24 protein-coding genes and 1 tRNA gene are annotated in these 23,515 nt (G+C 39.4%); 18 read left to right on the plus strand and 7 right to left on the minus strand.

Annotation, left to right across the window (positions count from 1 at the left end; all coding sequences use genetic code 11):
• From ACSAMO_RS11865 to yfcE, 7 genes are all read left to right on the plus strand, one after another.
• Complete coding sequence (locus tag ACSAMO_RS11865) at window positions 1–561, plus strand: indolepyruvate oxidoreductase subunit beta (protein ID WP_147514621.1); 561 nt, start codon at window positions 1–3, stop codon at window positions 559–561.
• A gap of 10 nt (window positions 562–571) precedes the next feature.
• Window positions 572–694 (plus strand): hypothetical protein, encoded by a 123-nt coding sequence (locus tag ACSAMO_RS11870; RefSeq protein WP_337600292.1) that lies wholly within the window; start codon window positions 572–574, stop codon window positions 692–694.
• Between the two features lie 14 nt (window positions 695–708).
• Window positions 709–2,016, plus strand: a complete 1,308-nt coding sequence (locus ACSAMO_RS11875) for a phenylacetate--CoA ligase family protein (RefSeq protein WP_308455739.1) — start codon at window positions 709–711, stop codon at window positions 2,014–2,016.
• Between the two features lie 16 nt (window positions 2,017–2,032).
• Window positions 2,033–2,467 (plus strand): ACT domain-containing protein, encoded by a 435-nt coding sequence (locus ACSAMO_RS11880; protein ID WP_022229942.1) that lies wholly within the window; start codon window positions 2,033–2,035, stop codon window positions 2,465–2,467.
• 229 nt (window positions 2,468–2,696) lie between these two features.
• Window positions 2,697–9,209, plus strand: a complete 6,513-nt coding sequence (locus ACSAMO_RS11885) for a glycoside hydrolase family 2 protein (protein WP_499209387.1) — start codon at window positions 2,697–2,699, stop codon at window positions 9,207–9,209.
• A gap of 104 nt (window positions 9,210–9,313) precedes the next feature.
• Complete coding sequence (locus ACSAMO_RS11890) at window positions 9,314–10,012, plus strand: metallophosphoesterase (protein ID WP_412320905.1); 699 nt, start codon at window positions 9,314–9,316, stop codon at window positions 10,010–10,012.
• Window positions 10,013–10,024: 12 nt separating this feature from the next.
• On the plus strand, window positions 10,025–10,540 hold the full coding sequence (gene yfcE / locus ACSAMO_RS11895) for a phosphodiesterase (RefSeq protein WP_412320903.1): 516 nt from the start codon (window positions 10,025–10,027) through the stop codon (window positions 10,538–10,540).
• 328 nt (window positions 10,541–10,868) lie between these two features.
• Here the strand turns inward: yfcE and ACSAMO_RS11900 are convergent, their stop codons facing one another.
• The gene (locus ACSAMO_RS11900; RefSeq protein WP_337600640.1) at window positions 10,869–11,495 is read right to left on the minus strand and encodes a 3'-5' exonuclease; all 627 of its coding nucleotides are present in this window, start codon (window positions 11,493–11,495) and stop codon (window positions 10,869–10,871) included.
• 148 nt (window positions 11,496–11,643) lie between these two features.
• On the opposite strand from ACSAMO_RS11900, the gene ACSAMO_RS11905 reads away from it, so the two are divergent.
• The 4 genes from ACSAMO_RS11905 to ACSAMO_RS11920 are packed head-to-tail and all read left to right on the plus strand — an operon-like array spanning window position 11,644 to window position 13,922.
• Window positions 11,644–12,354, plus strand: a complete 711-nt coding sequence (locus ACSAMO_RS11905; protein WP_118445775.1) for a 5'-methylthioadenosine/adenosylhomocysteine nucleosidase — start codon at window positions 11,644–11,646, stop codon at window positions 12,352–12,354.
• Entirely contained in the window at window positions 12,351–12,827 is a 477-nt protein-coding gene (locus ACSAMO_RS11910) for an S-ribosylhomocysteine lyase (RefSeq protein WP_499209388.1), read from the plus strand. The genes ACSAMO_RS11905 and ACSAMO_RS11910 overlap by 4 nt, the downstream gene beginning before the upstream one ends.
• A 44-nt stretch (window positions 12,828–12,871) precedes the next feature.
• Window positions 12,872–13,243, plus strand: a complete 372-nt coding sequence (locus tag ACSAMO_RS11915) for a CidA/LrgA family protein (RefSeq protein WP_022228938.1) — start codon at window positions 12,872–12,874, stop codon at window positions 13,241–13,243.
• A complete protein-coding gene (locus tag ACSAMO_RS11920; RefSeq protein ID WP_308455744.1) occupies window positions 13,236–13,922 on the plus strand; it encodes an LrgB family protein in 687 nt (228 codons plus the stop codon). The genes ACSAMO_RS11915 and ACSAMO_RS11920 overlap by 8 nt, the downstream gene beginning before the upstream one ends.
• Here the strand turns inward: ACSAMO_RS11920 and ACSAMO_RS11925 are convergent.
• Window positions 13,899–14,459, minus strand: a complete 561-nt coding sequence (locus tag ACSAMO_RS11925) for a DUF4364 family protein (RefSeq protein ID WP_118445778.1) — start codon at window positions 14,457–14,459, stop codon at window positions 13,899–13,901. The two genes, ACSAMO_RS11920 and ACSAMO_RS11925, sit on opposite strands and share 24 nt — an antisense overlap.
• An 85-nt stretch (window positions 14,460–14,544) precedes the next feature.
• Here ACSAMO_RS11925 and rnhB point away from each other — a divergent pair, with 85 nt between their 5' ends.
• The 6 genes from rnhB to ACSAMO_RS11955 are packed head-to-tail and all read left to right on the plus strand — an operon-like array spanning window position 14,545 to window position 18,516.
• On the plus strand, window positions 14,545–15,192 hold the full coding sequence (gene rnhB / locus ACSAMO_RS11930) for a ribonuclease HII (protein ID WP_022228935.1): 648 nt from the start codon (window positions 14,545–14,547) through the stop codon (window positions 15,190–15,192).
• A 2-nt stretch (window positions 15,193–15,194) separates the two neighbouring features.
• Window positions 15,195–15,551: a YraN family protein gene (locus ACSAMO_RS11935; protein WP_117965449.1), complete on the plus strand. Its 357-nt coding sequence runs from the start codon at window positions 15,195–15,197 to the stop codon at window positions 15,549–15,551.
• A gap of 15 nt (window positions 15,552–15,566) precedes the next feature.
• A complete protein-coding gene (locus tag ACSAMO_RS11940; protein WP_412613955.1) occupies window positions 15,567–16,463 on the plus strand; it encodes a dipeptidase in 897 nt (298 codons plus the stop codon).
• Window positions 16,456–17,199 carry a 16S rRNA (uracil(1498)-N(3))-methyltransferase gene (locus tag ACSAMO_RS11945; RefSeq protein WP_412294335.1) on the plus strand — a complete coding sequence of 248 codons (744 nt, stop codon included), beginning with the start codon at window positions 16,456–16,458 and terminating at the stop codon, window positions 17,197–17,199. Before ACSAMO_RS11940 ends, ACSAMO_RS11945 begins: the two co-directional genes overlap by 8 nt.
• Window positions 17,200–17,224: 25 nt before the next feature.
• Complete coding sequence (locus tag ACSAMO_RS11950; RefSeq protein WP_412275732.1) at window positions 17,225–17,932, plus strand: NAD-dependent protein deacylase; 708 nt, start codon at window positions 17,225–17,227, stop codon at window positions 17,930–17,932.
• Complete coding sequence (locus ACSAMO_RS11955; RefSeq protein WP_412613954.1) at window positions 17,929–18,516, plus strand: 4'-phosphopantetheinyl transferase family protein; 588 nt, start codon at window positions 17,929–17,931, stop codon at window positions 18,514–18,516. The genes ACSAMO_RS11950 and ACSAMO_RS11955 overlap by 4 nt, the downstream gene beginning before the upstream one ends.
• On the opposite strand, the gene ACSAMO_RS11960 is transcribed toward ACSAMO_RS11955, so the two are convergent.
• From ACSAMO_RS11960 to pdxS, 3 genes are all read right to left on the minus strand, one after another.
• On the minus strand, window positions 18,504–18,698 hold the full coding sequence (locus tag ACSAMO_RS11960; protein WP_412613953.1) for a hypothetical protein: 195 nt from the start codon (window positions 18,696–18,698) through the stop codon (window positions 18,504–18,506). The two genes, ACSAMO_RS11955 and ACSAMO_RS11960, sit on opposite strands and share 13 nt — an antisense overlap.
• Window positions 18,699–18,784: 86 nt before the next feature.
• Entirely contained in the window at window positions 18,785–19,351 is a 567-nt protein-coding gene (pdxT, locus tag ACSAMO_RS11965) for a pyridoxal 5'-phosphate synthase glutaminase subunit PdxT (protein ID WP_412275725.1), read from the minus strand.
• Window positions 19,351–20,223, minus strand: coding sequence for a pyridoxal 5'-phosphate synthase lyase subunit PdxS (pdxS, locus tag ACSAMO_RS11970; protein ID WP_022229529.1), 873 nt, complete (start codon window positions 20,221–20,223; stop codon window positions 19,351–19,353). Before pdxS ends, pdxT begins: the two co-directional genes overlap by 1 nt.
• A 136-nt stretch (window positions 20,224–20,359) precedes the next feature.
• Between pdxS and pdxR the strand changes: the two genes are divergently transcribed.
• Window positions 20,360–21,718 carry a MocR-like pyridoxine biosynthesis transcription factor PdxR gene (pdxR, locus tag ACSAMO_RS11975; protein WP_499209389.1) on the plus strand — a complete coding sequence of 453 codons (1,359 nt, stop codon included), beginning with the start codon at window positions 20,360–20,362 and terminating at the stop codon, window positions 21,716–21,718.
• An 84-nt stretch (window positions 21,719–21,802) separates the two neighbouring features.
• Here pdxR and ACSAMO_RS11980 read toward each other — a convergent pair.
• Both ACSAMO_RS11980 and wsfD read right to left on the minus strand, forming a co-directional pair.
• Window positions 21,803–21,877 (minus strand) — tRNA-Gly (locus ACSAMO_RS11980).
• A gap of 44 nt (window positions 21,878–21,921) precedes the next feature.
• On the minus strand, window positions 21,922–23,352 hold the full coding sequence (gene wsfD / locus ACSAMO_RS11985) for a glycan biosynthesis hexose transferase WsfD (RefSeq protein ID WP_499209390.1): 1,431 nt from the start codon (window positions 23,350–23,352) through the stop codon (window positions 21,922–21,924).
• Window positions 23,353–23,515 lie beyond the last annotated feature (163 nt).

A 23,515-nucleotide genomic window follows, 5' to 3' on the forward strand; every position in this document is an offset into this window, starting at 1 on the left:
ATGAACATAATGATAGTCGGTGTCGGCGGACAAGGTACACTTCTTGCAAGCCGTATACTTGGTAAGGTTGCAATTAAAGAGGGTTATGACGTTAAAGTCAGCGAGGTTCACGGTATGAGCCAACGCGGCGGCAGTGTTGTTACATATGTAAAGTACAGTGATAAGGTTTATTCACCTATTATAGACCGCGGTGAGGCGGATTTGATTTTGGCATTTGAAATGCTTGAGGCTATGCGTGCTTTGCCTTATTTGAAAAAAGGCGGTAAGATGATTGCCAATACTCAAAAAATGAATCCTATGCCTGTAATCACAGGTGCTATGGAATATCCTGAGAATATTGAAGAAAAACTTAGTGCAAAGATTAATTTGCAGGCTGTTGACGCACTTTCTCTTGCGGAAAAGGCAGGTACAATCAAGGCTGTAAACGTAGTTTTAATCGGACTTTTGGCAAAGAGTATGGACGTAGATAAAAATGTTTGGATTGACGTTATAAAGGAAACTGTTCCGGAAAAATTCCTTGATGTCAATATTAAAGCGTTTGAACTTGGATATGAACTTTAAGGAGTAAAAAGTGCAATTATTGATTAAAACTCTACATGATTTATTCACTACCTATATAGGTTGGACAGTCGCAATTATTGTTGTTTGGGCTGTTATAGCGGCAGTGCTTATAAGAAACAAAAAGAAAAAGTAAAGGAGATGTACCCAATGGGAATGTATCAGCCGGAAATTGAAACAATGGACAGAAACGAGCTTGAAAAACTTCAGCTTGAAAGACTTCAAAAACAAGTAAAGAATGTTTATGAAAATGTTCCGATGTACAGAGAAAGAATGGATAAAAAGGGTGTAAAGCCTGAGGATATAAAAGAACTTAAAGATCTTGCAAAGTTGCCTTTTACAACAAAGCAGGACTTGAGAGATTATTATCCGTTTGAGCTTTTTGCGGCAGACAAAAAGGATATTGTAAGAATACACGCATCGTCGGGTACAACAGGCAGACAGATTGTAGCCGGTTATACAAGAAACGACCTTGATATGTGGGCAGACTGTATGGCAAGACAGATTGCGGCGGCAGGCGGCGATGAAAATTCGGTTGTCCAGGTGTCATACGGTTATGGCTTGTTCACAGGCGGTTTGGGTGCACACGGCGGTTCTGAAAGAATCGGTGCTATGACAATCCCTACATCATCGGGTAACACCGAAAGACAAATCAGACTTATGATTGAACTCGGTGCAACTCACCTTTGCTGTACTCCGTCATACGCAATGTATCTTGGCGAAACAATAAACGAAATGGGCGTTAAAGACCAACTTAGTCTAAAAGCAGGTATATTCGGTGCAGAGCCTTGGACGGAAGATATGCGTCATCAGATTGAGCAGTCGCTTGGTATAAAGGCATATGACGTATACGGACTTACCGAAATCACAGGCCCTGGTGTATCTTATGAATGTTCTGCTCAAAATGGTATGCACGTTTGTGAAGATATGTTTATTCCTGAAATTATCGACCCTGATACGGAAGAAGTACTTCCTCCGGGCTCATTCGGCGAACTTGTTTTCACAACGATTACAAAAGAGGGTATGCCAATGATGCGTTACAGAACGCGTGACTTATGCGTACTTGATTATGAAAAATGCGAATGTGGAAGAACACTTGTAAGAATGAAGAAACCTGCAGGAAGAACCGACGATATGCTTATTATAAGAGGTGTAAACGTATTCCCGTCACAGATTGAAGAAGTACTTTTGAAAATCGGCGGCGATATTACTCCTAACTATCAGATTATTGTCGGCAGAGAAAATAACACAGATACTCTTGAAGTACAAGTTGAAATGTCGGAGGGCATGCTTTCTGATGATGTTAAGTCTGTTGCGGCGATTGAAAAGAATATCGTTGCAAAATTACGCAGTACGTTGGGACTTGGCGCAAAGGTAACGCTTGTTGAGCCGAAAACCATCACAAGAAGTGAGGGTAAGGCAAAGAGAGTTATAGATAACCGTAAACTTCACGATTAATAGGGAGGTAAAAGCTATGAAACTGATTAAACAAATATCTGTTTTTGTGGAAAATAAATCGGGCAGACTTTCGGATATACTTAATGTAATAGGAAAGAACGGTATCGACATCAGTGCATTGTCGATTGCGGATACTACTGATTTCGGTATTGTGAGAATGATTGTAAACGACCCGGATAAAGCGGCTGAAATTCTAAAGAGCAATAATCTTGTTGTAAAGGTTACGGACGTTATTGCACTTGCGGTTGCTGATAAACCGGGCGGACTTGCAGGTGAAATTGAAAAACTTAAAAATGCAGGTATTTCTATTGAATATATGTACGCATTTATCGGTAAGAGCGATAAGGGCGCACTTGTAATTGTTCGTGTTGAAAATCCCGAAAAGGCACTTGAAGTGCTTAAAGACGAAAATGTAACGGTTGTTTCACCTGAAGAAGTTTACAGAATGTAAAACAACTTTTGCAAAATAACGATATTTAAAGAGCAGTAATCTAGGGTTACTGCTCTTTTTGCATGTAAAAATGCACAAAAAATCAATATTAAAATATACAAGCTATACAGTTATCACAAAGAAAAGCAATTTTTGCAATATTTAAAACAAGATATGCAATTCTTTAATGTTTAAAATTTGATATAATTAAATCAATCATTAAAGCATATAAAAGAGGAGGAAATGAAAAATGAAGAAAAAAAATAAGTATTTTTGTTCACTGCTGTTGGCATTACAGATGATGTTGTCATTAGCGGTAGTTCCGGTTTTTGCAGACGAAGAACTGACTTCTGCTGTATACGAAGAACCGGAAAGTCCGGCGGTTACATATAATATGAACGTCGACTGGAAGTTCAAAAAAGCGGCAGACGGAAGTGAATATCCGCTTGCTAAGGCATCGGCAAGCGTTGCAAAAGACGGAAAGAACTTTTACGATGCAGATTATGATGACAGCGATTGGGATACGGTCAGTGTACCGCATCCGATAAATGCGGAAGATTCATTTGACGGTGCTTGTTACGATGCCGGTGAGGCAGGACTTTACAGAGGTTTTATGTTTTACAGAAAGCATATAACAATCCCTGAATCAGATGCGGGAAAGAAATTTTTCCTTGAATTTGAGGCGGTAAGAAACTCTGTTTACCTATATGTAAACGGCGAAATGGTCGGTTACTATGAGGCAGGTATCGCGGCAACAGGCTTTGATATTACAGACTATGTTAAACCGGGTCAAGACAACCTTATAGCAGTTGCGACAGATAACGCGGCTGACAGAGGTCAGTCTGACACAACAAAGGTAACAAAAGAAACAAAACCGGGCAGTGAACCGGGTGCGGCAGACGGTAACGGTTATCAATGGAACACAAAAGACTTCAACGAAGTTCAAGGCGGTATCACAGGTGACGTAATTCTTTACGCAAAGGGTAAGACTTATCAGACTTTGCCGCTATACAATAATCTTAAAACAAAAGGTAACTATATTTATGCGACAGACTTTGATATAAGAGGAAAGTCGGCAACAATCACAGTTGAGGGCGAAGTAAGAAATGAAGATACGGATAAGGACGTTACTTTGGAAGTAAATGTCGTTGAAATGGTTGATCCTAACAAGGACTCAACAGACGCTGACGCAGACCATACAAAGCAACCTTATTTGAGATATTCATTTGAAAGCGACGCAACATCAGTTAAGACAGCAAAAGATACAGGTGCAGATTCTCACTTTATGACAACAGTACCTGACGACGCTTATGCCGATAGTCCTGAACCGACAAGCACAGAAACTGTTGACGTAACAAAAATTGTTGCAAGTGCAAAATGTGAAGATATGAAGTTTTGGAGTCCTGATTCTCCGAACTTATATGACGTATATACAGTCCTAAAGGACAGCGAAGGAAACGTACTTGATGTTCAAAAGACAACAACAGGTTTTCGTAAGGTTGAATATGATATTAACGACGGCGGTCTGAAGATTAACGACCAGCCTGTATGGCTTACAGGTTACGCACAGCGTTCAACAAATGAGTGGGCTGTAATCGGTGTGGCAAACGATTGGTTGCAAGACCTTGATATGCAATGGATAAAGGAATCAAATTCAAACTTTATCCGTTGGATGCACGTTGCGCCGAAGCCGTCACAAATTCGTTCGGGTGATAAGTACGGTGTAGTATCGGCGTGTCCGGCAGGTGATAAAGAGGCTGACGTTGACGGAAGATCATGGGATCAGCGTGTTGAGGCAATGCGTGACGCAATGATTTATTTCAGAAACTCGCCATCGGTAATTTTCTGGGAAACAGGTAACAACGCAGTTACAGCGGCGCACCAACAGGAAATGACAGACCTAAAGAATAATCTTGACCCTAACGGTGAAAGATTCTGCGGTTGCCGTACAATTTCATCAACAGACCAAATTCAAGCGGCTGATTATGTCGGCACAATGCTTAACAGACATGCAAGCAATGCAAAGGCATCTATGGCGGCTATAAAGAAGTACGTTCCTATTATGGAAACAGAATATGCCCGTGAAGAGGCCCCAAGACGTGTATGGGATGACTTCTCACCACCGGACTATGATTACAGAAACAAGTGGCTTGGTTCAGGTGCGTCAAAGACGGACGGTTACGATATACACGACCTTACATCGGAAGATTTCTCATTGGTAGACGCAAGAGCATATAACGAATTTTATTCAGACCGTGTAGGCGGCTCAACAGGTAATGATTATTATTCGGCTGCGGCTATGATGGTATGGTCAGACTCAAATATGCACAACAGAAACACAGGTACTGAAAACTGCCGTACATCAGGTAAGGTTGACCCTGTAAGAATAAAGAAAGACGTATTCTATACAATGCAGACAATTCAGTCAACGACACCTAAATTGCATATCGTAGGTCACTGGAATTATCCGCAGCTTAGCGACGATACATACAACTATCCGCTAAAGTCGTACAACGGTACATATTGGGAAGAAACAGGCGAATACGGCAAACGTGATCCTAAGAACAAGACAGTTTACGTTATCGGTTCGGCAGGTCTTTCAAAGGTTGAACTTTACGTTAATGATAAGCTAAAGGGTACATCAACAAAGCCTGACAGCACATTTATATATTCATTTTCAGGTATTGATGTAACAGAATCGGGTACAGTTAAGGCTGTTGCATATGACGCAAGAGATGAAGTTGTTGCAGAAGACTATATCTCAACAACAGGCGAGGCAACAACATTGAAGATTACTCCTGTTGCAGGCCCTGACGGACTTATCGCAGACGGCAGTGATATTGCATACTTTGACGTTGCAGTAGTAGATAAAGACGGAAACACTTGTCCGCTTGCATATGACAAGATTAATCTTTCATTAAACGGTGAAGGTGTTCTTCTTGGCGGTTACAACAGCGGTGTAGGCGACAAGATTACAACAAACAACACTGATTACTGCTATGCAGAATGTGGTACAAACAGAATATTTGTTCGTTCAACAAGAAATGCAGGTGCAATTACTCTATCAGCATCTCTTGAAGGTCAAGCGCCTGTAACGGCTACAATCAACTCAACAGATGACCTTGAAATGACAGGCGGTTTGACAACAAAAATGCAACGTTCATTTGCACAAGGCGACGTTGCACAGGTAATTCAACAAACAGTTCCGTCACTAAAGACGCTTGGCAGCAGTGCAACTGCTGATTTCTCAGATGACGGCAATACATACACAATCGACCCTGACGAAGACGTTGATAAGTATGAAATGAAGCTTAACGGCACAGCAATAACAGGATATACAAAATCACCGTACAGACCTGATACAACAACAGGCGTATTGTGTGACGCAATCAAGACTTTGGAGGCTTTAAAGAAAGTCAATCCGAATATTGAATACACAATTCAAACAGAGGGTGACGTTCCGTCATACACAGACGGCAGCTTGCCGATTGTTTCAATCACAGGCGGTTTGAAAGACGGTTACACACAAATTGATATTCAAAACGGTTCAACAACTTTGTTTGTAAACAAGGGTGTTGACAAGAACCTGTTAAATGCTCAGATTGAGTATAAAGACGGTGAACTTGTATCGGATATAGGTGCTGTACTTGGCTACCTTGACGGTGTAAGTTACAATATGAACACAAATACAAAGACTGCTAACGTAATATACAACGCAGAAAATGCTCCAAATGCAGTTCTTGAATATGCTAACGGCACAGCAAGAGTTACGGCTGTAGACGCTATTGAAAATGCAAACTTGATTTTCGCAAGCTATAACGCAGATAAAACTCTAAAGAGCATTGATACAAAGAAAGTTACACTTGATAAGAGCGGTGCGTATAATGATTATCCTGTATCATCAAGCTTTGTAACAACAGACAATATGAAGGTTATGCTATGGAAAAGCGATATGGCTACACCGATTTGCAAACCGGTTGTAATCGGCGAAAGCGAAAAAGCAGACACAACAGCATTGTTCAGCAAAGAAGATGACGGCGATAATGCACTTTTGAGCCTGTCAAGTGTTAAGAATTCAATCGTGGACGGCATTGTGGGATTGTTTGCGGACGATTCAACAGTAGGTACACCTCAAACACTTGATACTTTGGCAGCGTCAACGGATGGTGAATCAAGTACACTTACATCAATCACGGGTGATAAAGTTGTAGCCGCAACAATCGAAAATGGTGCTCCTGACGGAACAAAGTATATCAAGACAGGTTCATACGGCAATAATAAGTACGGTGAATATTGTCTTGAAAGTGAATGTGCATATCCTGCCAATACAAAGGCTGACGTAATGATTTCACTTGACGTAAGATTTGACGCAGACGGCGCAGGATTTACACCGGAAGATAAAGGTGATAAGAAAGTTGCAGGTGCGGTTGTATTCAGAAACGGTACAATTCAAATGCAAAGAGGCGGCAAGGATTATACAGATACAAAGATTGGTGCAGATACAAATACATGGTATCATATCGCACTTGTAGGACGTTACAGTGCATCTGACGCAAATGTTGATATGTATGTATGGAAGTACAGTTCAGACGGTACAAAGACTTTTGTACAAAAGGTTACGGGTATGCCTCTTAGAAATATGGCAGCATCTAACGGAAACGGTGTGTCACATCTAAACATACTTGCAAATACAAGTGTTGATAATATAGCACTGTACAATCTTGGCGCAGATACAATTTCACTTGACAGTTCAAGCGATACAATCAAAGCCGGTGAAACAATGTTGTTCACTTACGGTGCAACAAGACTTGACCAATACATCACAGCTCCTGCTGTAACATGGGCAGTATATAACGAGGCAAATGACGCAGTTCTGAACGATGAAAACATAACAATTTCAGAAAGCGGATTGCTTACAATCGGTGCAAATGCGTCAAAGCAAAAGATTACAGTTCGTGCAACAGCGGCAAACGGCGTATATGCGTCAAAGACTATTGATGTAGACGCAGTGGACACATCAACAGATACATACGATACACTTACTCTATCAGCTGATAAAGCAACAGTAAGAGTAGGTGAAAATACACAGATTACAGCAGTTGCATCACTTGACGGTGCTACAGTAACACCGGGTGACGGTGACTTGAAGTACATTGTTTGCAACGAGGCAAATCTGAGAGCATTAAACAACAAAAATATCACAATCACAAATGATGGCGTACTAAGCGTTACAGAAGACGCCGTACCTCAAACAATCACAGTAAGAGGTACAAATAAGTCGGGCAGTGTTCAAGGTACTGTTAAAGTACAGATACTTCCTGCAAATATGAACACAGGTAATGAAGATAAGTATACAGATACATACGTTTCATCAAACGCTTGTGAAGAATACGTTTCAGGTGTAACTCTTGAAGAAGGTTCATGGGACGGTTCGGCTTATTACAATGTAACAGCCGCTTATGATTTTGTAGGATTTCCTGCAAATACATCAGCAGACGTTATTTACTCGGCTGATATGAAGTTCGCAAAGGACGGTGCCGGCTGGACAGTATTCAGTAACGATAAGGGTAAGCTTGGCTTACAGCTTTCAAGTTCCGGCACAACATTGAATGCACTTGGTGCAAGTAACAAGACAGTCGGATCAATGACTGTTGATAAGGATTCTTGGTACAATGTACAGGTTATGTGTTCAACGGGTAACGCAAATGCTTATGCAGTAATGACAGTTTATAAGTATGACGAAAACGGTAAGAGAGTAAATCCTCAAACAGGTGCGGAAGGCACGCCGTACATCTTGACTTGTGCGCTTCGTAATCTTGCAGATAGCTCTGCAAATCATATCAACATCAGTGCAGGTACTTGCGTAGATAACGTAATGAGCTTTAACGTAGCTCCTGATAAGCTGACATTGTCAGTTGATGCACAGACAGTTCTTGCAGGCGGCAGCGCACAGGCATCAACAAAGGCGTCAAGAAAGGGTATTGAATTCCCTTACCTAAATTCAAACTTGATTAAGTATGATATTTATGACGCAGAGAACAAGTATCCTTTGGGCAGTGACAAGATTACTATTGACGCGTCAGGTAAGATTAGCATTGACGCAATGGCAGACGCTCAAGATGTATATGTAAGAGTGTCATCAACAAGCGGCGGTATGAATGACAGCAAGAAACTTACAATTAAGTCTTCGGATATATTTGAAATCAATAAGTTTGGTTTTGAAGATGAAGATATGACTAAGTTTAAGAGAATTGATGTTACAAAGAACTTTAACTACAGTGATGAAGTTACATTCGTTGCGGCAACATATAATAATCTCGGCGCACTTACATCAATCGCATTAAAGAAAGCATACGGCGATCAACTTACAATCGGTGCAAATAAGGTAACAATGTCTTTGGATTTACCGGATACATTTGATAAGGTGAATGATAAGTTCAACGCATTTGTTCTTACAAAGTTGTCATCAGATGGAGAAACAGCAGTTGATGAAAATATGACAGCGGCTAAGAACGGTACATCGGTAAATGTTGCAAACATTCCTGCATTCGATACAGGTGCAAAAGTTGTTGTTCTGGCACTGAAGAAAGATGCTGACGAAACAGATGTAAAGAGTGAAGATATTCTATACTTTACACAGATTACAGCGACAGATATTGCCGATAACGCATTGACAATTCCGGCTTATGAGGCAGGAATGCAGATTAAGCTGTCGGGTAACATAAACGGTGTTCACACAGTTGTAAAAACTGTTGCAGAATAATACAACACGACACGAAAAGAGGTACTCCTACGGAGTGCCTTTTTTCTTGATTTATTTAAAAAATTGAGGTATAATAATAATCATAAATTTTAAGGAGAAAATGTATGGCATTATATACTATTGCGGATTTACACCTTCCGCTCGGGATAGACAAGCCGATGGATATATTCGGTAAGGCTTGGGAAAATTACGTTGAACGTCTGGCGGATAATTGGCAGTCGGTCGTAAAGAAAAATGATGTTGTTGTTTTGCCGGGCGATTTTTCGTGGGCAACGTATCTTGAACAGAGTGTTAAAGATTTTGAATATTTGCATAAATTGAACGGTAAAAAGATTTTGCTTAAAGGCAATCATGATTATTGGTGGACGACAATGAATAAATTGCGTGAGTTTACCGCAGAGCATGGCTTTGATGATATAGAATTTTTACAGAATAATTCGTTTATGTATGAGGACGTTGCAATTTGCGGTACTCGCGGTTGGATAAATCCGGGTTGGGATAATTTCGGCGGTGAGGACAGAAAGATTTTTGACAGGGAAGTTTTAAGACTTGAATTGTCACTAAACAGCGTAAAGGAATGTAATGAAATATATGTGTTCACGCACTATCCGCCAATGCCTGTTTCGCTTAAGGAAAATGAATTTGTACAAATGATGAAAAAGTACCCTGTAACAAAGTGTATCTATGGTCATCTTCATGCGGCGGCTCACAGAAACGCGGTTGAGGGGACAATAAACGGAATTGAATATAAACTTGTTTCGGGCGATTACTTGGGATTTGATCCGATAAAATTACATGATTAGGAGAAATGAATTATGAAGTTAATGTTTGCGTCAGATATACACGGTTCGTACTACTATGCTCAAAAAACAGTTGAGGCATACAGAGAAGAAAAAGCAGAAAAGTTGATTTTGCTCGGCGATATACTCTATCACGGACCAAGAAACGATTTGCCAAAAGATTACGCACCGAAAAAGGTTATTGAACTTTTAAACGGCATTAAAAACGAGATACTTTGCGTAAGAGGTAACTGCGATACGGAAGTAGACCAAATGGTGCTTGAATTTCCCGTACTTGCCGATTATGCGGTTATATTCGTTGACGGAAAGACCTTGTATTTGACTCACGGACACAAATACAATCCGAATAATTTGCCTCCGATAAAAAAAGGAGATTACCTTGTGAACGGTCATACACATATCCTGGCAAATGATGATATGGGCGATTTTACATACTTAAATCCCGGTTCTGTTTCAATCCCGAAAGGCGGTAATCCGCATACATATATGATATACGAAAACGGTGAATTTAAAATTAAAGAATTGAAATAAGGGAGCAGAGAAAGTTGCTTGTATGGTAGATTATAACAGCATTCACTTCGTATGGGACAGTGCATTGAGTTCCAAAAAACGGGGCAAACATTGTTCGTAGGGGCGATCATCGGTCGCCCTTTTTTTGTGTGGTGTTGTAGGGGTGATCATCGGTCGCCCGAAAATCGCATTCACTTCATAAGGGACGGCACCACGACGTCCTTTTTGCCGCCATTCCGTCACTTCGTGCCACCTATCCTTAAGGAGAGGCTTTTAAGGCGCCCCTTGAGGGGAGCTGTCGTGAAACGACTGAGGGGTGGCTAACAACAATTTAACATCAAAAAAGCCGTCATTCATTGACGGCTTTCTTTGAATTTTTCTTTTGTTTCTTCTTATTCTTTTTACACTTCAAATGAGTATCGGGAGTAAGGTGGCCGATTTCCATTTCAAAACATTCCTCAACCTCATCAAGGTTCAAAAGACTGTAATCTTCAAGTATTCTAACCATAACCGCGGCACAGGCATATGCGTCATCATAAGCACGGTGATGATGAAAATGAATACCGAGTGCGTCACAAAGATTATTTAATTTATGACTCGGAAGTTCGGGATATGCTTTTTGCGACAATTTTACCGTACACAAATAATCAAAAGTCGGGAACGGTATATTAAAATGCTCCAAAGTCGCACAAAGTGCACCGACATCAAAACTTGCATTATGTGCAATAACTGTTTTGTGGTCAAGGTACGGCTTTAACTTAGCCCAATAATCCGCAAGTGTAGGTTTGTTCACAACCATATCGGGTGTAATTCCGTGAATTTTTATATTATAATCATTAAACTCAAACGGTTCGGGTTTAATAAGAATTTCTTTTCTGTCAGTTATCTTGTTGTTTTCCACCACACATATGCCAAGACTGCATACGCTTGTATAATTTGATGTGGCGGTTTCAAAGTCAATAGCTACAAAATCCATATAATCTCTCCTAACGTCATATCATTATACAACTTTTTTTGCCGAATGTCAAAGGATAAAGCAAAAAAGAGTAATTATTTGTACAGAACATAAATTGACAGGCAATTTTATTAGTTATATAATAGATAGAAAGTTAGGAGGAACATATATGCTTGTTGGAATAATAGGTGCAATGGACCTTGAGGTTCAGGCATTAAAAGGACTTATGGACAATGCAGTGGTGGAAACAATCAGCACCATTGATTTTTATAAAGGCAATATTAACGGCGTGGAAACGGTTGTTGCTGTTGCGGGAGTCGGCAAGGTAAATGCGGCGGTTTGTGCACAGACTATGATACTTAAGTATTCGCCTGACATTATGATAAATGTAGGTGTTGCCGGAGGACTTTCGGACGAATTTAAAATCGGCGACATAGCCGTTGCGGACAGCGTTGTTGAACACGATATGGACACATCACCGATAGGTGACCCTGTCGGCTTGATTTCCGGTATTAATCTTGTCAATATACCTTGTGACAAAAAGCTTGCCGATTTAATGGAGCAGGCAGTAAGCAAGGTAGGCACAATAACATCAAAAAGAGGTGTTATTGCTTCGGGCGACCAATTCATCAGCAAACAGGAACAAAGAGATAGAATAAAAGATAATTTCGGTGCTATTGCCGCTGAAATGGAGGGTGCAAGTATCGGACACGTTTGTTATATGAACGGTGTGCCTTTCGGCGTACTTCGTGCAATATCGGACGGCGCAAATGACGATTCACATATGGATTATCCCGAATTTGCCAAAATGGCGGCGGCAAATTCAATCAAGATTATACTTGAACTTTTAAACAGCATAAACGGAGGAAAATTACAGTGAATAAAATAAAGAGCTTTCAAGTTGACCACAGAAAACTCGGTGTGGGAATTTATGTATCAAGAGTTGATGTTGATATAGTGACATACGATTTACGTTTTTGTAAACCGAACAGCGGAACGGTGCTTGATAATGTGACAATGCACACGATCGAGCATATGCTTGCAACGTTCGTAAGAAATTCTGATATAAAGAATGAAGTGTTATATTTCGGTCCTATGGGCTGTCAAACAGGTTTTTACTTGCTTGTACGCGATGTGGTTCCGAAAGAAAAAGTTCTTGAAACGGTAAAAGATATTTTGGCAAAGACAATTAAACACGACGGCAAAGTTTTCGGAGCGAGTGAGATTGAGTGCGGAAATTATAAAACACTTAATCTTGATTGTGCAAAGAAAGCGTGCAGAGAATACCTTGAGGCTATTCGTGATATAAACGACATAATAACGTATGATGATGTAAACCAAAGGGGATGCTGATGAAGTATTCCTTTTTTATTTGAACACGGTAGGAGTGAATTTTTATGAAATACATTTATCAATTATTTATAATATTGGTTGTTACATTTGTCGGAGAATTGTTGCATTATTTTATACCTATTCCCGTACCTGCGAGCATATACGGACTTATAATAATGCTTATACTTTTGTGTACAAAGGTTGTAAAGCTTGAACACGTTGAAAGAACTTCGGACTTTCTTATTGAAATAATGCCGCTTATGTTTATTCCGGGCGGCGTCGGACTTGTAACTGCTTGGGGCGATTTGAAAGATATGATGTTGCCGGTTGTCGTTATAACAATCATATCGACAATCGTGGTTATGGCGGTTACGGGCAAAGCGACTGAATTGATTATGAAAACAGGCAAGAAGAAAGAGGGCAAAAAAGATGAATAATATAATGACAGACAGCATATTCTTCGGTGCGGTAATCAGCGTTGTGGGATATTTGATAGGAATATTTTTAAGAAAGAAAATTTCGGTTTTAAATCCGTTGCTTGTATCAATAATCTTTGTAATCGCGGTTATAAAGATATTTCACATTGATTATGAAACGTATAACAGCGGTGCAAAGTATATAAGCTATCTTTTAACACCTGCAACGGTCTGCCTTGCAATACCGCTATACCGTCAAATATCCGTGCTTAAAGAACACGCAAAGGAAGTGTTTATAGGCATACTTGCGGGAGTTTTGGCAAGTATGGGAAGTATACTTTTGATGTCGTATTTTTTCGGACTTACGCATGAACAGTATGTAACGCTTTTGCCGAAATCAATCACAACGGCAATAGGAATGGGCGTGAGTGAAGAACTCGGCGGAATACAGACAATAACCGTTGCGGTAATTATCATAACAGGAGTACTCGGCAATATAATCGCTGAGGCGGTTTTGAAAATTTTCAGAATAAAAGAGCCTGTTGCAAAAGGTCTTGCGATAGGAACTGCGTCCCACGCAATCGGTACAACAAAGGCTCTTGAAATCGGTGAAATCGAGGGCGCAATGAGCAGCCTTTCGGTTGCGGTTGCAGGACTTATGACTGTCATATCAGCGTCAATCTTCGCTAATATGATGTAATTCCTCGTTAAAAGCAGTAAGAATTGTTTCGTAAACGATATTCGGCTCATTCTTGAAATACACAGCCATACGTTCTGCCTCTTCACGCGAGCCGGCATATAGTGAAAGCTTTAAAAGGTTGGTGTCGTCATCGTCGTAAAGCTCACATTCGACGCTGTATTCGTTTTTGCGTATACGGGTAATCTTACTGCGTACGGAATTACGGACTTTTTCGGTATTGAAAAGCTCATTGATAGAATTATCAATAGGTTCTTTTATGTAAACAGGTATGTTTGGAGTGTAAAGGTCACTTGCATTCATACCTTTTTTTGTTATTTTATATTTTTCGTTGTGTTCACTTTCAAGAAAGGTTTTAACGTGATGTGTATGTTCGAGATTATCAAGTGCGACTTGAAAATCTTGAAAATTAATGTTACAATTATCAAGAACAAGGTTTATAAGATTATTGTACGGAACATAATCTTTTGCTTGATTTAATGTATAAAGAATAATAAATTGTATTAAAACGGGATCGTTAATTTCCCTTTGATACAACATAAAAAATCACCTCCGTGTATTTAATATCAGTATAACACATTTAATATTAAATTGGTAGAGGTAAATAGAAATCAGGAGAAAAAATATGCCGAGAAAGAAACTTACAGAGGAAGAAGAAATTGCACGCGTAAAGGCGATGTATGAGTATGAACATAATTGCCGCGATAACGGATATACGGTTGTTGCGGGAGTTGACGAGGCAGGAAGAGGTCCGCTTGCCGGCCCTGTATATGCGGCGGCGGTTATACTTCCGAATGACATTATAATCAAAGGAATAAATGATTCAAAAAAACTTTCCGAAAAAAAGAGAGAAGAATTGTTTGAAGAAATAACCGAAAAGGCAATCGCATATAATATATTCAGTGTGGACGAAAAACGAATTGACGAAATAAATATTTTAAACGCAACGTACGAGGCAATGAACGGTGCGGTAAACGGACTAAGCACTGCACCCGATTTTGTGCTTATAGACGGTAACAGAATAAGCGGAATGGAAATACCGCACGAAACGGTTGTAAAGGGTGACAGTAAGAGTATTTCAATAGCGGCGGCGTCTATTTTGGCAAAAGTGAGCCGTGACAGATTTATATGTCAAATGGCGGAAAAGTATCCCGAGTACGGCTTTGAAAAGCATAAGGGTTACGGCACAAAGGCACACAATGAGGCTATTTTAAAATACGGTCCGTGTCCGATACACAGAAGAACATTTTTAAGAAAATTATTGGGAGAATGATTATGACGACAAAGGAAATAGGAGATTTCGGAGAAAAGGCGGCAGAGGATTATCTTGTTGAAATGGATTACTTAATCCTTGAAAGAAATTACCGTTTGAAATTCGGCGAAATTGATATTATCGCCGCAAAGGACGGCGGACTTGTTTTTGTGGAAGTAAAGACGAGAAAGAGTAATTTATTCGGTGAGCCGAGCGAATATGTTGACCGCAAAAAGCAGGAACGGGTGAAAAAAGCCGCAATGGTTTATGCAGATGTGGAAAATACCGATATGCGATTTGATGTGATAGAAGTATTTTATGAGGAGAAAAACGGAGAATTATTTCTTGTTAAAGTTAATCATATTGAAAATGCTTTTTAATAAGGGGACACTAAAATGAATAGGGACACTAAAAACAACTATTCCGTATTTGACACACATTGCGATACATTGTGTTGCGTGCGTGATGACGGTAAAAGCCTTAATGAAAATGACTGTCATGTTGATTTAAAAAGAATGTCGGAATATAAAAGCTATACGCAAGTTTTTGCTTGCTTTATAGATCCGATATATAAGACGTGCGGTGCGGAGCGAACAATGAATTTAACAGATACATTCCACACGCACACGCAAAATCTACCGCAGAATGTTAAAGCTGTTTTAAGCCTTGAGGGCGGAGAGGGGATATATTCACTTTCGGCACTTCGCAATTATCACAGGCTCGGCGTAAAAATCGCGGCACTAACATGGAACTATTCAAACCATATTGCTTCGGGTGCGTTGGAAAGTGACGAAAACAGAGGATTGACCGATTTCGGAAAAACGGTTGTGGCGGAAATGAATAAAATCGGTATGCTTATAGACGTTTCACACCTTAACAGAAAGTCATTTTACGATATTGCAAAGGTAACAAAAATGCCGATTGTCGCAACACATTCTTGTTCGGACTTTATATGTCCCCATAAAAGAAATTTAACAGACGAACAATTTAAAATTATTAAAAACAGCGGCGGTTGCGTCGGAGTGAATTTTTATCCGCCGTTTTTAACGAACAGAGATAAATGCGGTATTGACGATATTGTAAATCATATTGAGCATTTTATGGAGCTTGGCGGTGAGGATAATATCGGTATCGGTGCGGATTTTGACGGTGTTGACTGTCTGCCCGAAGGTATAAGCGGTGTTGAAGATATGTATAAAATATTTGACAGACTGCTTGCAAGGGGTTATACTGAAGAACAAGCAGAGAAAATAAGTCATAGAAATTTTGAAAGGATTTTTGAAAATGCCTAAATTTTTTGTAACACAAGATAAAATATCAGATAATCAAATTATAATAGACAGCGAGGACGTAACGCATATTTCAAGGGTACTTCGTCTTGAAAAAGGCGATAACGTTACGGTGTGTGACGGACAGGGAACGGATTATGACGCTCAAATTGATACGATAGAGCCGAAGAAAATTCTTTTGAATATCATATCAAGACAAAAGAGCGAAACAGAGCCGAATATAAAGGTTACACTTTTTCAGGCACTTCCAAAAGCGTCCAAAATGGAGTACATCATTCAGAAAACAACTGAGCTTGGCATTTCTGAAATTGTGCCTGTGAAACTTTCAAGATGTGTTGTGAAAATAGACAATAAAAAGGACGAGAAAAAGAAAATCGACCGTTGGCAAAAGATTGCCGAATCGGCGGCGAAACAGTCGGGAAGGGGTATTGTTCCGACAGTGTCTGAATTTATGACTGTCAATGAAGTGATTGAAAAATCAAAAGAATTTGATTTGTTCTTTGTGCCGTACGAATGTGAAGAACAGAAAACACTGAAAGAAATTTTGACCTCAAAAAGTGACGTTAAGTCGGTGGGATTTGTCATAGGTCCGGAGGGCGGTTTTGATTTAAGCGAAACCGAAAAACTTCATTCAAGCGGTATAGATACAGTAACGCTCGGTAAGAGAATACTGCGTACGGAAACAGCCGGTGAGGCGGTTTTGGCAATGACAATGTATGAGATAGGCGATATAAACTGAGAGCATGTTTTAGGAGATGATTGCAATGACTTTACAAGAGATAATTGATTCAAGTGACAATATTGTATTTTTCGGCGGTGCAGGTGTGTCAACAGAAAGCGGTATACCGGATTTCAGAAGTGTTGACGGACTTTATAATATGAAATACGATTATCCGCCGGAAACAATTTTAAGTCATACGTTTTTTATGAATAATACGGAGGAATTTTACAAATTTTATCGTGACAAGCTGATTGTAAAAGGTGTTAAGCCGAACAAGGCACATATTGCACTTGCAAAACTTGAAGAAAAAGGAAAGTTAAAAGCGGTTATAACACAGAACATAGACGGACTTCATCAAATGGCAGGCAGTAAAAACGTGCTTGAACTTCACGGTTCGACTCTTAGAAACTACTGTATGGATTGCGGAAAATCGTACGATATTGATTATATTGAAAACAGCAAGGGCGTGCCGAAATGCGAATGTGGGGGTATAATCAAGCCTGATGTTGTGCTGTACGAAGAAATGTTAAATGACGATACAATCACAAAATCGGTGCAGTATATCAGTAATGCGGACGTACTTATAATCGGAGGTACATCGCTTAACGTATATCCTGCGGCAGGGTTTATAAATTACTTCAAAGGCAGTAAACTTGTTATTATCAATAAAGCCGCCACTTCTGCCGATAAAAATGCCGATCTTGTTATAAGCGAGCCGATAGGCGAAGTTTTGGGAAGTCTTAAAATATGAAAGTATATTATATGAACGTCAAAAGCATAAATGCCGATGATGAAAAATGGTTTAAGTATTTGTCGCAAAAACGAATTGAAAAAGTCAATAGGTTAAAAAAGACAAATAAAAAATCACAGTCAATAGGTGCGGAACTGCTGCTAAATTATGCGGTAAACGGTGATATAAAAAAAACGGTAAAGTGGGACACAGAAAACGGCGGAAAACTTTACTTAACGCAAAACAAGGATTTGTATGTAAATCTATCACATTCCGGCGGATATGCGGTATGTGCCGTACATAACAAAGATGTTGGCATTGACATACAGCACTTGCGAGAATGTGATATGAATTTGGCAAAACGATTTTTTACGGCGGAAGAAACCGAATATATAAATTGTTCAGCCGATAAAAACAATGCGTTTTTTGAGGTGTGGACAAAGAAAGAAAGCTTTGTCAAGGCAATCGGTACCGGACTTACAATTCCGCTGGACAGCTTTTCGGTGCTTTCCGATACAATCAGATATGACGGTAAAACGTATTGCTTTAAAGAGTATTCGGTCGGAGAAGACGATTATAAAATGTTTGTCTGCTATTTGTCGTAGTTGTATATGTTTGCACTTTCGGGTGAGTAGTTTATAATTTCGTCATAAGAGTCAAGCTGCTCTTCGCTGTTCGGTGCCCACGGAATAAGCCCGGTGCAGTCAGTTGCGGATATGGCATTGCATACGTCAAAGTCAAAATTACTGTTACGGAAAATAACGTGATTCGGATATTTTCTTTTCATAACATCAAAACCTTTCTGCTCAAATTTAGTTTGGAGCAGTATTAGTATTATAAAAATCCCGATGAATTATGTCATCGGGATTTTTGCTATTTTATCATATTTATGAAATATTTGTGAAAATCAAGATTTTTTGTAAGTTCGGGGTGGAACGAAGTTACAAGCATATTGTTTTCTCTTGCGGCAACTATATGACCGTTCAGCTTACACAAAATTTTTACGTTATCGCCGACACTGTCAATCCACGGCGCACGGATAAATACAAGCGGAAACGGTTTATCCGATACTTCGGGGATAACGACTTCTTCGGAAAAACTGTCGATTTGCTTGCCGTATGCGTTGCGTCTTACGGTAATATCCATAGTGCCTATGTGCGCCTGTTCGCCCTCAATATTTTTCGCAAGAACGATAAGTCCGGCACAAGTACCGAAAACAGGCATACCGTTTTCAATCATATTTTTAATCGGCTCATATAAATCGAGTTTGTGAAGAAGTTTGCCGATTACCGTACTTTCTCCGCCCGGGATAATAAGACCGTCAAACGGTTTTTCAATGTCTTTTTTTTGACGTATTTCAAATGATTCCACACCAAGTGCGTCAAGCGAATGTTTGTGTTCAATAAATGCACCTTGAAGTGCAAGTATACCGATTTTCATTATTTACCACGCTCCGCCATAAGTAGTGCAATTTCGTTTTCGTTTATGCCGACCATTGCTTCGCCAAGGTCCTCTGAAAGCTCTGCAAGAAGTTTGTCGTCAGTGTAATTTGTAACGGCTTGAACAATGGCAGACGCTCTCTTTGCAGGGTTGCCTGACTTGAATATACCCGAGCCTACGAATACACCCTCTGCACCGAGATGCATCATAAGTGCGGCGTCGGCAGGTGTTGCAACACCGCCTGCGGCAAAGTTTACAACAGGCAATTTACCGTTTTCGTGAACATATTCAACAAGGTTGTAAGGCACTTGAAGTTGCTTTGCAGCCTCATAAAGTTCGTCTTCTGACATATTTTGAATACGTCTGATTTCAGACATCATCATTCTCATATGACGTACTGCCTGAACAACGTCACCTGTACCCGGTTCGCCCTTTGTTCTTATCATAGCCGCACCTTCGTTTATACGTCTTAGCGCCTCACCCAAATCCTTAGCACCGCATACGAAAGGTACTTTAAAATCGTTCTTGTTGATGTGGTACTTGTCGTCGGCAGGTGAAAGCACTTCGCTTTCGTCTATGTAGTCAATTTTGATTGCTTGCAAAATTCTTGCCTCTGCAAAGTGACCGATACGGCACTTCGCCATAACAGGGATTGAAACTGCGTCTTGAATCCCCTTAATCATTTTAGGGTCGCTCATTCTCGACACACCGCCTGCGGCACGAATATCGGCAGGGATACGTTCAAGAGCCATTACAGCACAAGCGCCTGCCTCCTCGGCAATTTTTGCTTGTTCAGGTGTTGTTACGTCCATAATTACTCCGCCCTTTAGCATTTGGGCAAGGTTTCTGTTTAGTTCCATTTGTGTTGACATAGTTATTAACATTCCTTTCTGCTCGGCTTAAATAAATCAGCCGTCTGTTGACTTTTTCACTGGGATTGGTTATAATTATACCACCGATTGACACTATTAAAAGTGCCAAAATACAAGTTTTTTATGGGGTCAGATTATGTTTAACTTTATTTTTACAGCCGATAAAGCGTCAAAAAAACCGCTTTACGAACAGCTTTATTCGTATGTCGCAGATGAAATAAAAAATAAAAATATTAAAGAAAATGAGCGTATGCCGTCAAAAAAAGCGTTGGCAAAATATCTCGGAATAAGCGTAAATACCGTTGAAACAGCATATTCGATTTTGGTACAGGAGGGGTATTTAAGAGCAGTTGCAAGGAGCGGTTTTTATGTTTGCAAGGTTGATATTCCCGTTGGTGACAGAAACTTTGAATATGAAGAAGAACAAGAGAGTATAACGGCATATAAGGCGGATTTTAAGACAAATAAAGTCGATATAAATTCGTTTCCGTATTCGACTTGGATAAAGCTTTCAAAGGAGGTTATGTACTCAACACCGGAGTACCTTAATTCCGGAAATGTAAAGGGCGATTATGAATTGAGAGAGAGTATTGCAAAATATTTGCACGAATTTCGCGGAGTAAAATGTTCGCCTATGCAGATTGTGGTCGGTGCGGGTATTGAGTATTTGACAATGCTCCTTACAGAACTTTTTGACAGAGATAAAGTGTTTGCTGTTGAAAATCCCGGTTATAAAAAAATATCGGCAATACTCAGAAACAACAACAGAAAAATAAATTATATAGACGTAGATGAAAACGGACTTTGTACGGATTGTTTAAAACAAACAGATTCGGATATAGTGTATGTCACACCGTCACACCAATTCCCGACAGGTGCGGTAATGCCTGTATGGCGCAGAATGGAACTTCTTTCGTGGGCGGAAGAAGGGGAGGACAGATATATAATTGAGGACGATTATAACAGCGAGTTTAATTTTTCGATTAAGCCTGTTCCCGCAATGCAGGGACTTGCAAGCAGTGATAAAGTCGTGTATTTAAGCACGTTTTCAAGAGTTCTTGCGCCGTCAATCAGAATTGCGTATATGGTACTTCCGAAAAAATTGCTTGAAAAATTCGATAAGCATTTCGGTACATATTCGTCAACCGTTCCGCGTTTTGAACAGCATACGTTAAATAAATTTATTTCGGGAGGGTACTATTCAAGACATTTGAGCAGAGTGAAAAATATCTATAAAAAAAGACGCGATAAGATTATCCAGTCGCTCGGTAACGCAGATATAAGCGGTGAAAGAGTCGGACTTCATATAGTCGTTAAAACGGATAAGGCAAAGGAAATAATAGAGTATGCTCTAAAATGTTACGTGAAACTTTACGATATGGACGATTATTATATGACTGAAAATAAAAAAAGCAATTCAATCATCATAGGCTATGCCGGTGCGGAAGATGATGATATTGAATTACTGAAAAGTATATTTGATAAATTTATATAAATTAAAATATAAAAATAATATTTTGCACATTCTGAACACTTTATCAACAATATGAAAAAAGCTCCGATAAAATCGGAGCTTAAATGGAGCGGAAGACGAGATTCGAACTCGCGACGTTCACCTTGGCAAGGTGACGCTCTACCACTGAGCCACTCCCGCATTTCTTGACTGCTTTGTTATTATAGCACGGGAAATACGGTTTGTCAACTGTTTTTTGAAACTTTTTTTGATATTTTTTTTGAAACTGTTTTAAACAGCATATAAATCAGCACGGTTAAGCCGAAATCGAACGATATGTTAAACAGAAAAAGCTGTTTTGAAATATCAGCCGCACCGTTGCCGATATACGGCATAGGGAACTGAATAAGTCCCATAAGTATCACGAAAATAAACGGAACGGCATATCTGTTTTTCTTTTTCAACATCACAATACCAATCAGTAAAAATACCGCATAACTCGGTATTATAAAGAACAATGTTTTCGGCAAATGCTCACGGATATTTTCCCATAAATCAAAACGATATGAGGATGTATTCGGTGCATAGCCGTATTTTTTCTCAAATGTACCGAGGTTTATTTTGTTTGTAAAAGCATTTTGTGCGGTTGTTTCCATAACAGATACAAGACGCAGGGGGTGAGTGATGTAGAATTTTATAAGTTTTCCGTTACTCATTTTTGAATGAAACTTTTCATTCATAATATCACTTCGCGGCGGATATTTGTATTCTGATTTATCAAGGTATGCGTGCTTACCGCTGTCGGCCGCCATCTCTCCGTCAAGTCCCATATCGATTAAATCCTGTTTCGGATTGGGACTGTCTTTTAAAATACCGTAAAACACACTGTTATACTGCGTATCCAAATTAAGCTGACCGCCGTTTATAACGTATCCGCCGACTCCGTGCCAAAGTAAAACGATTGAACACACAATGCACAAATTTCGCTTGTTGCTTTTAAAACCGACATACAATACAGCGATAATAAGGAACGGTGTAAATACGGCACACTGCAATTTTGAACCGAGTAACAGGCAAGACGAAACAGTGAAAAATATTATTACGCTGTTTTTAGCATCGTGTACATTTTCAAACATATACAATCCGAAAAGCACGACAGTTGCAAACGATACAAGCATAACGCTTTGACCGTACAGACTGTTTAAAATCGTCAAATTAATTCCGTTAAAAAATACAACGATAAAAAACAACAGAAAAATACAATGCAAAAACTTATTTTCAATTTTAAATTTGCGTTGTATAAAAAAGCATACTGTTGCGTACCACAAAAACATAATAACCGCCAAAATTCGCATATCAAAAGCACCGAACGGCAGACATATAAGCCTTGCTGTTGCGGTAGGGAATATAAACGTCGTAGTCGGCACTAAAAACAGAAGTCTTGGCACATATAACAACAAGTCGACCGACGTAAATTTCATATTAAAAAATCTTACGGCATAATCGTAAAAAGAGTAGTCGGACGGAAAATCAAGTCCGCACGGACGCATAACTCTTTCAAAATCGCCTTGGTCCGCAATCGAATGGACAGGCGATACGAATACCGCGTATATAAACACAGCAATGATCGATATTATAAATATTATATCGTATGCGGAAAAAATCTTTTTCTTCAAGTAAAATCACTCCAAAATCAGTAATGTAAATTTATTATACAAAATAACGGAAGTATTTGCAATAAAAATTGTATGCGCAATCACAAAATCTTGTGCAATTAATGTTGATAAATCTTTTATTTTGTGATAGAATGAATATATATTGAGTTTAGTTTTAATATAA

Source organism: Ructibacterium sp. SJQ-7, assembly GCF_054696575.1.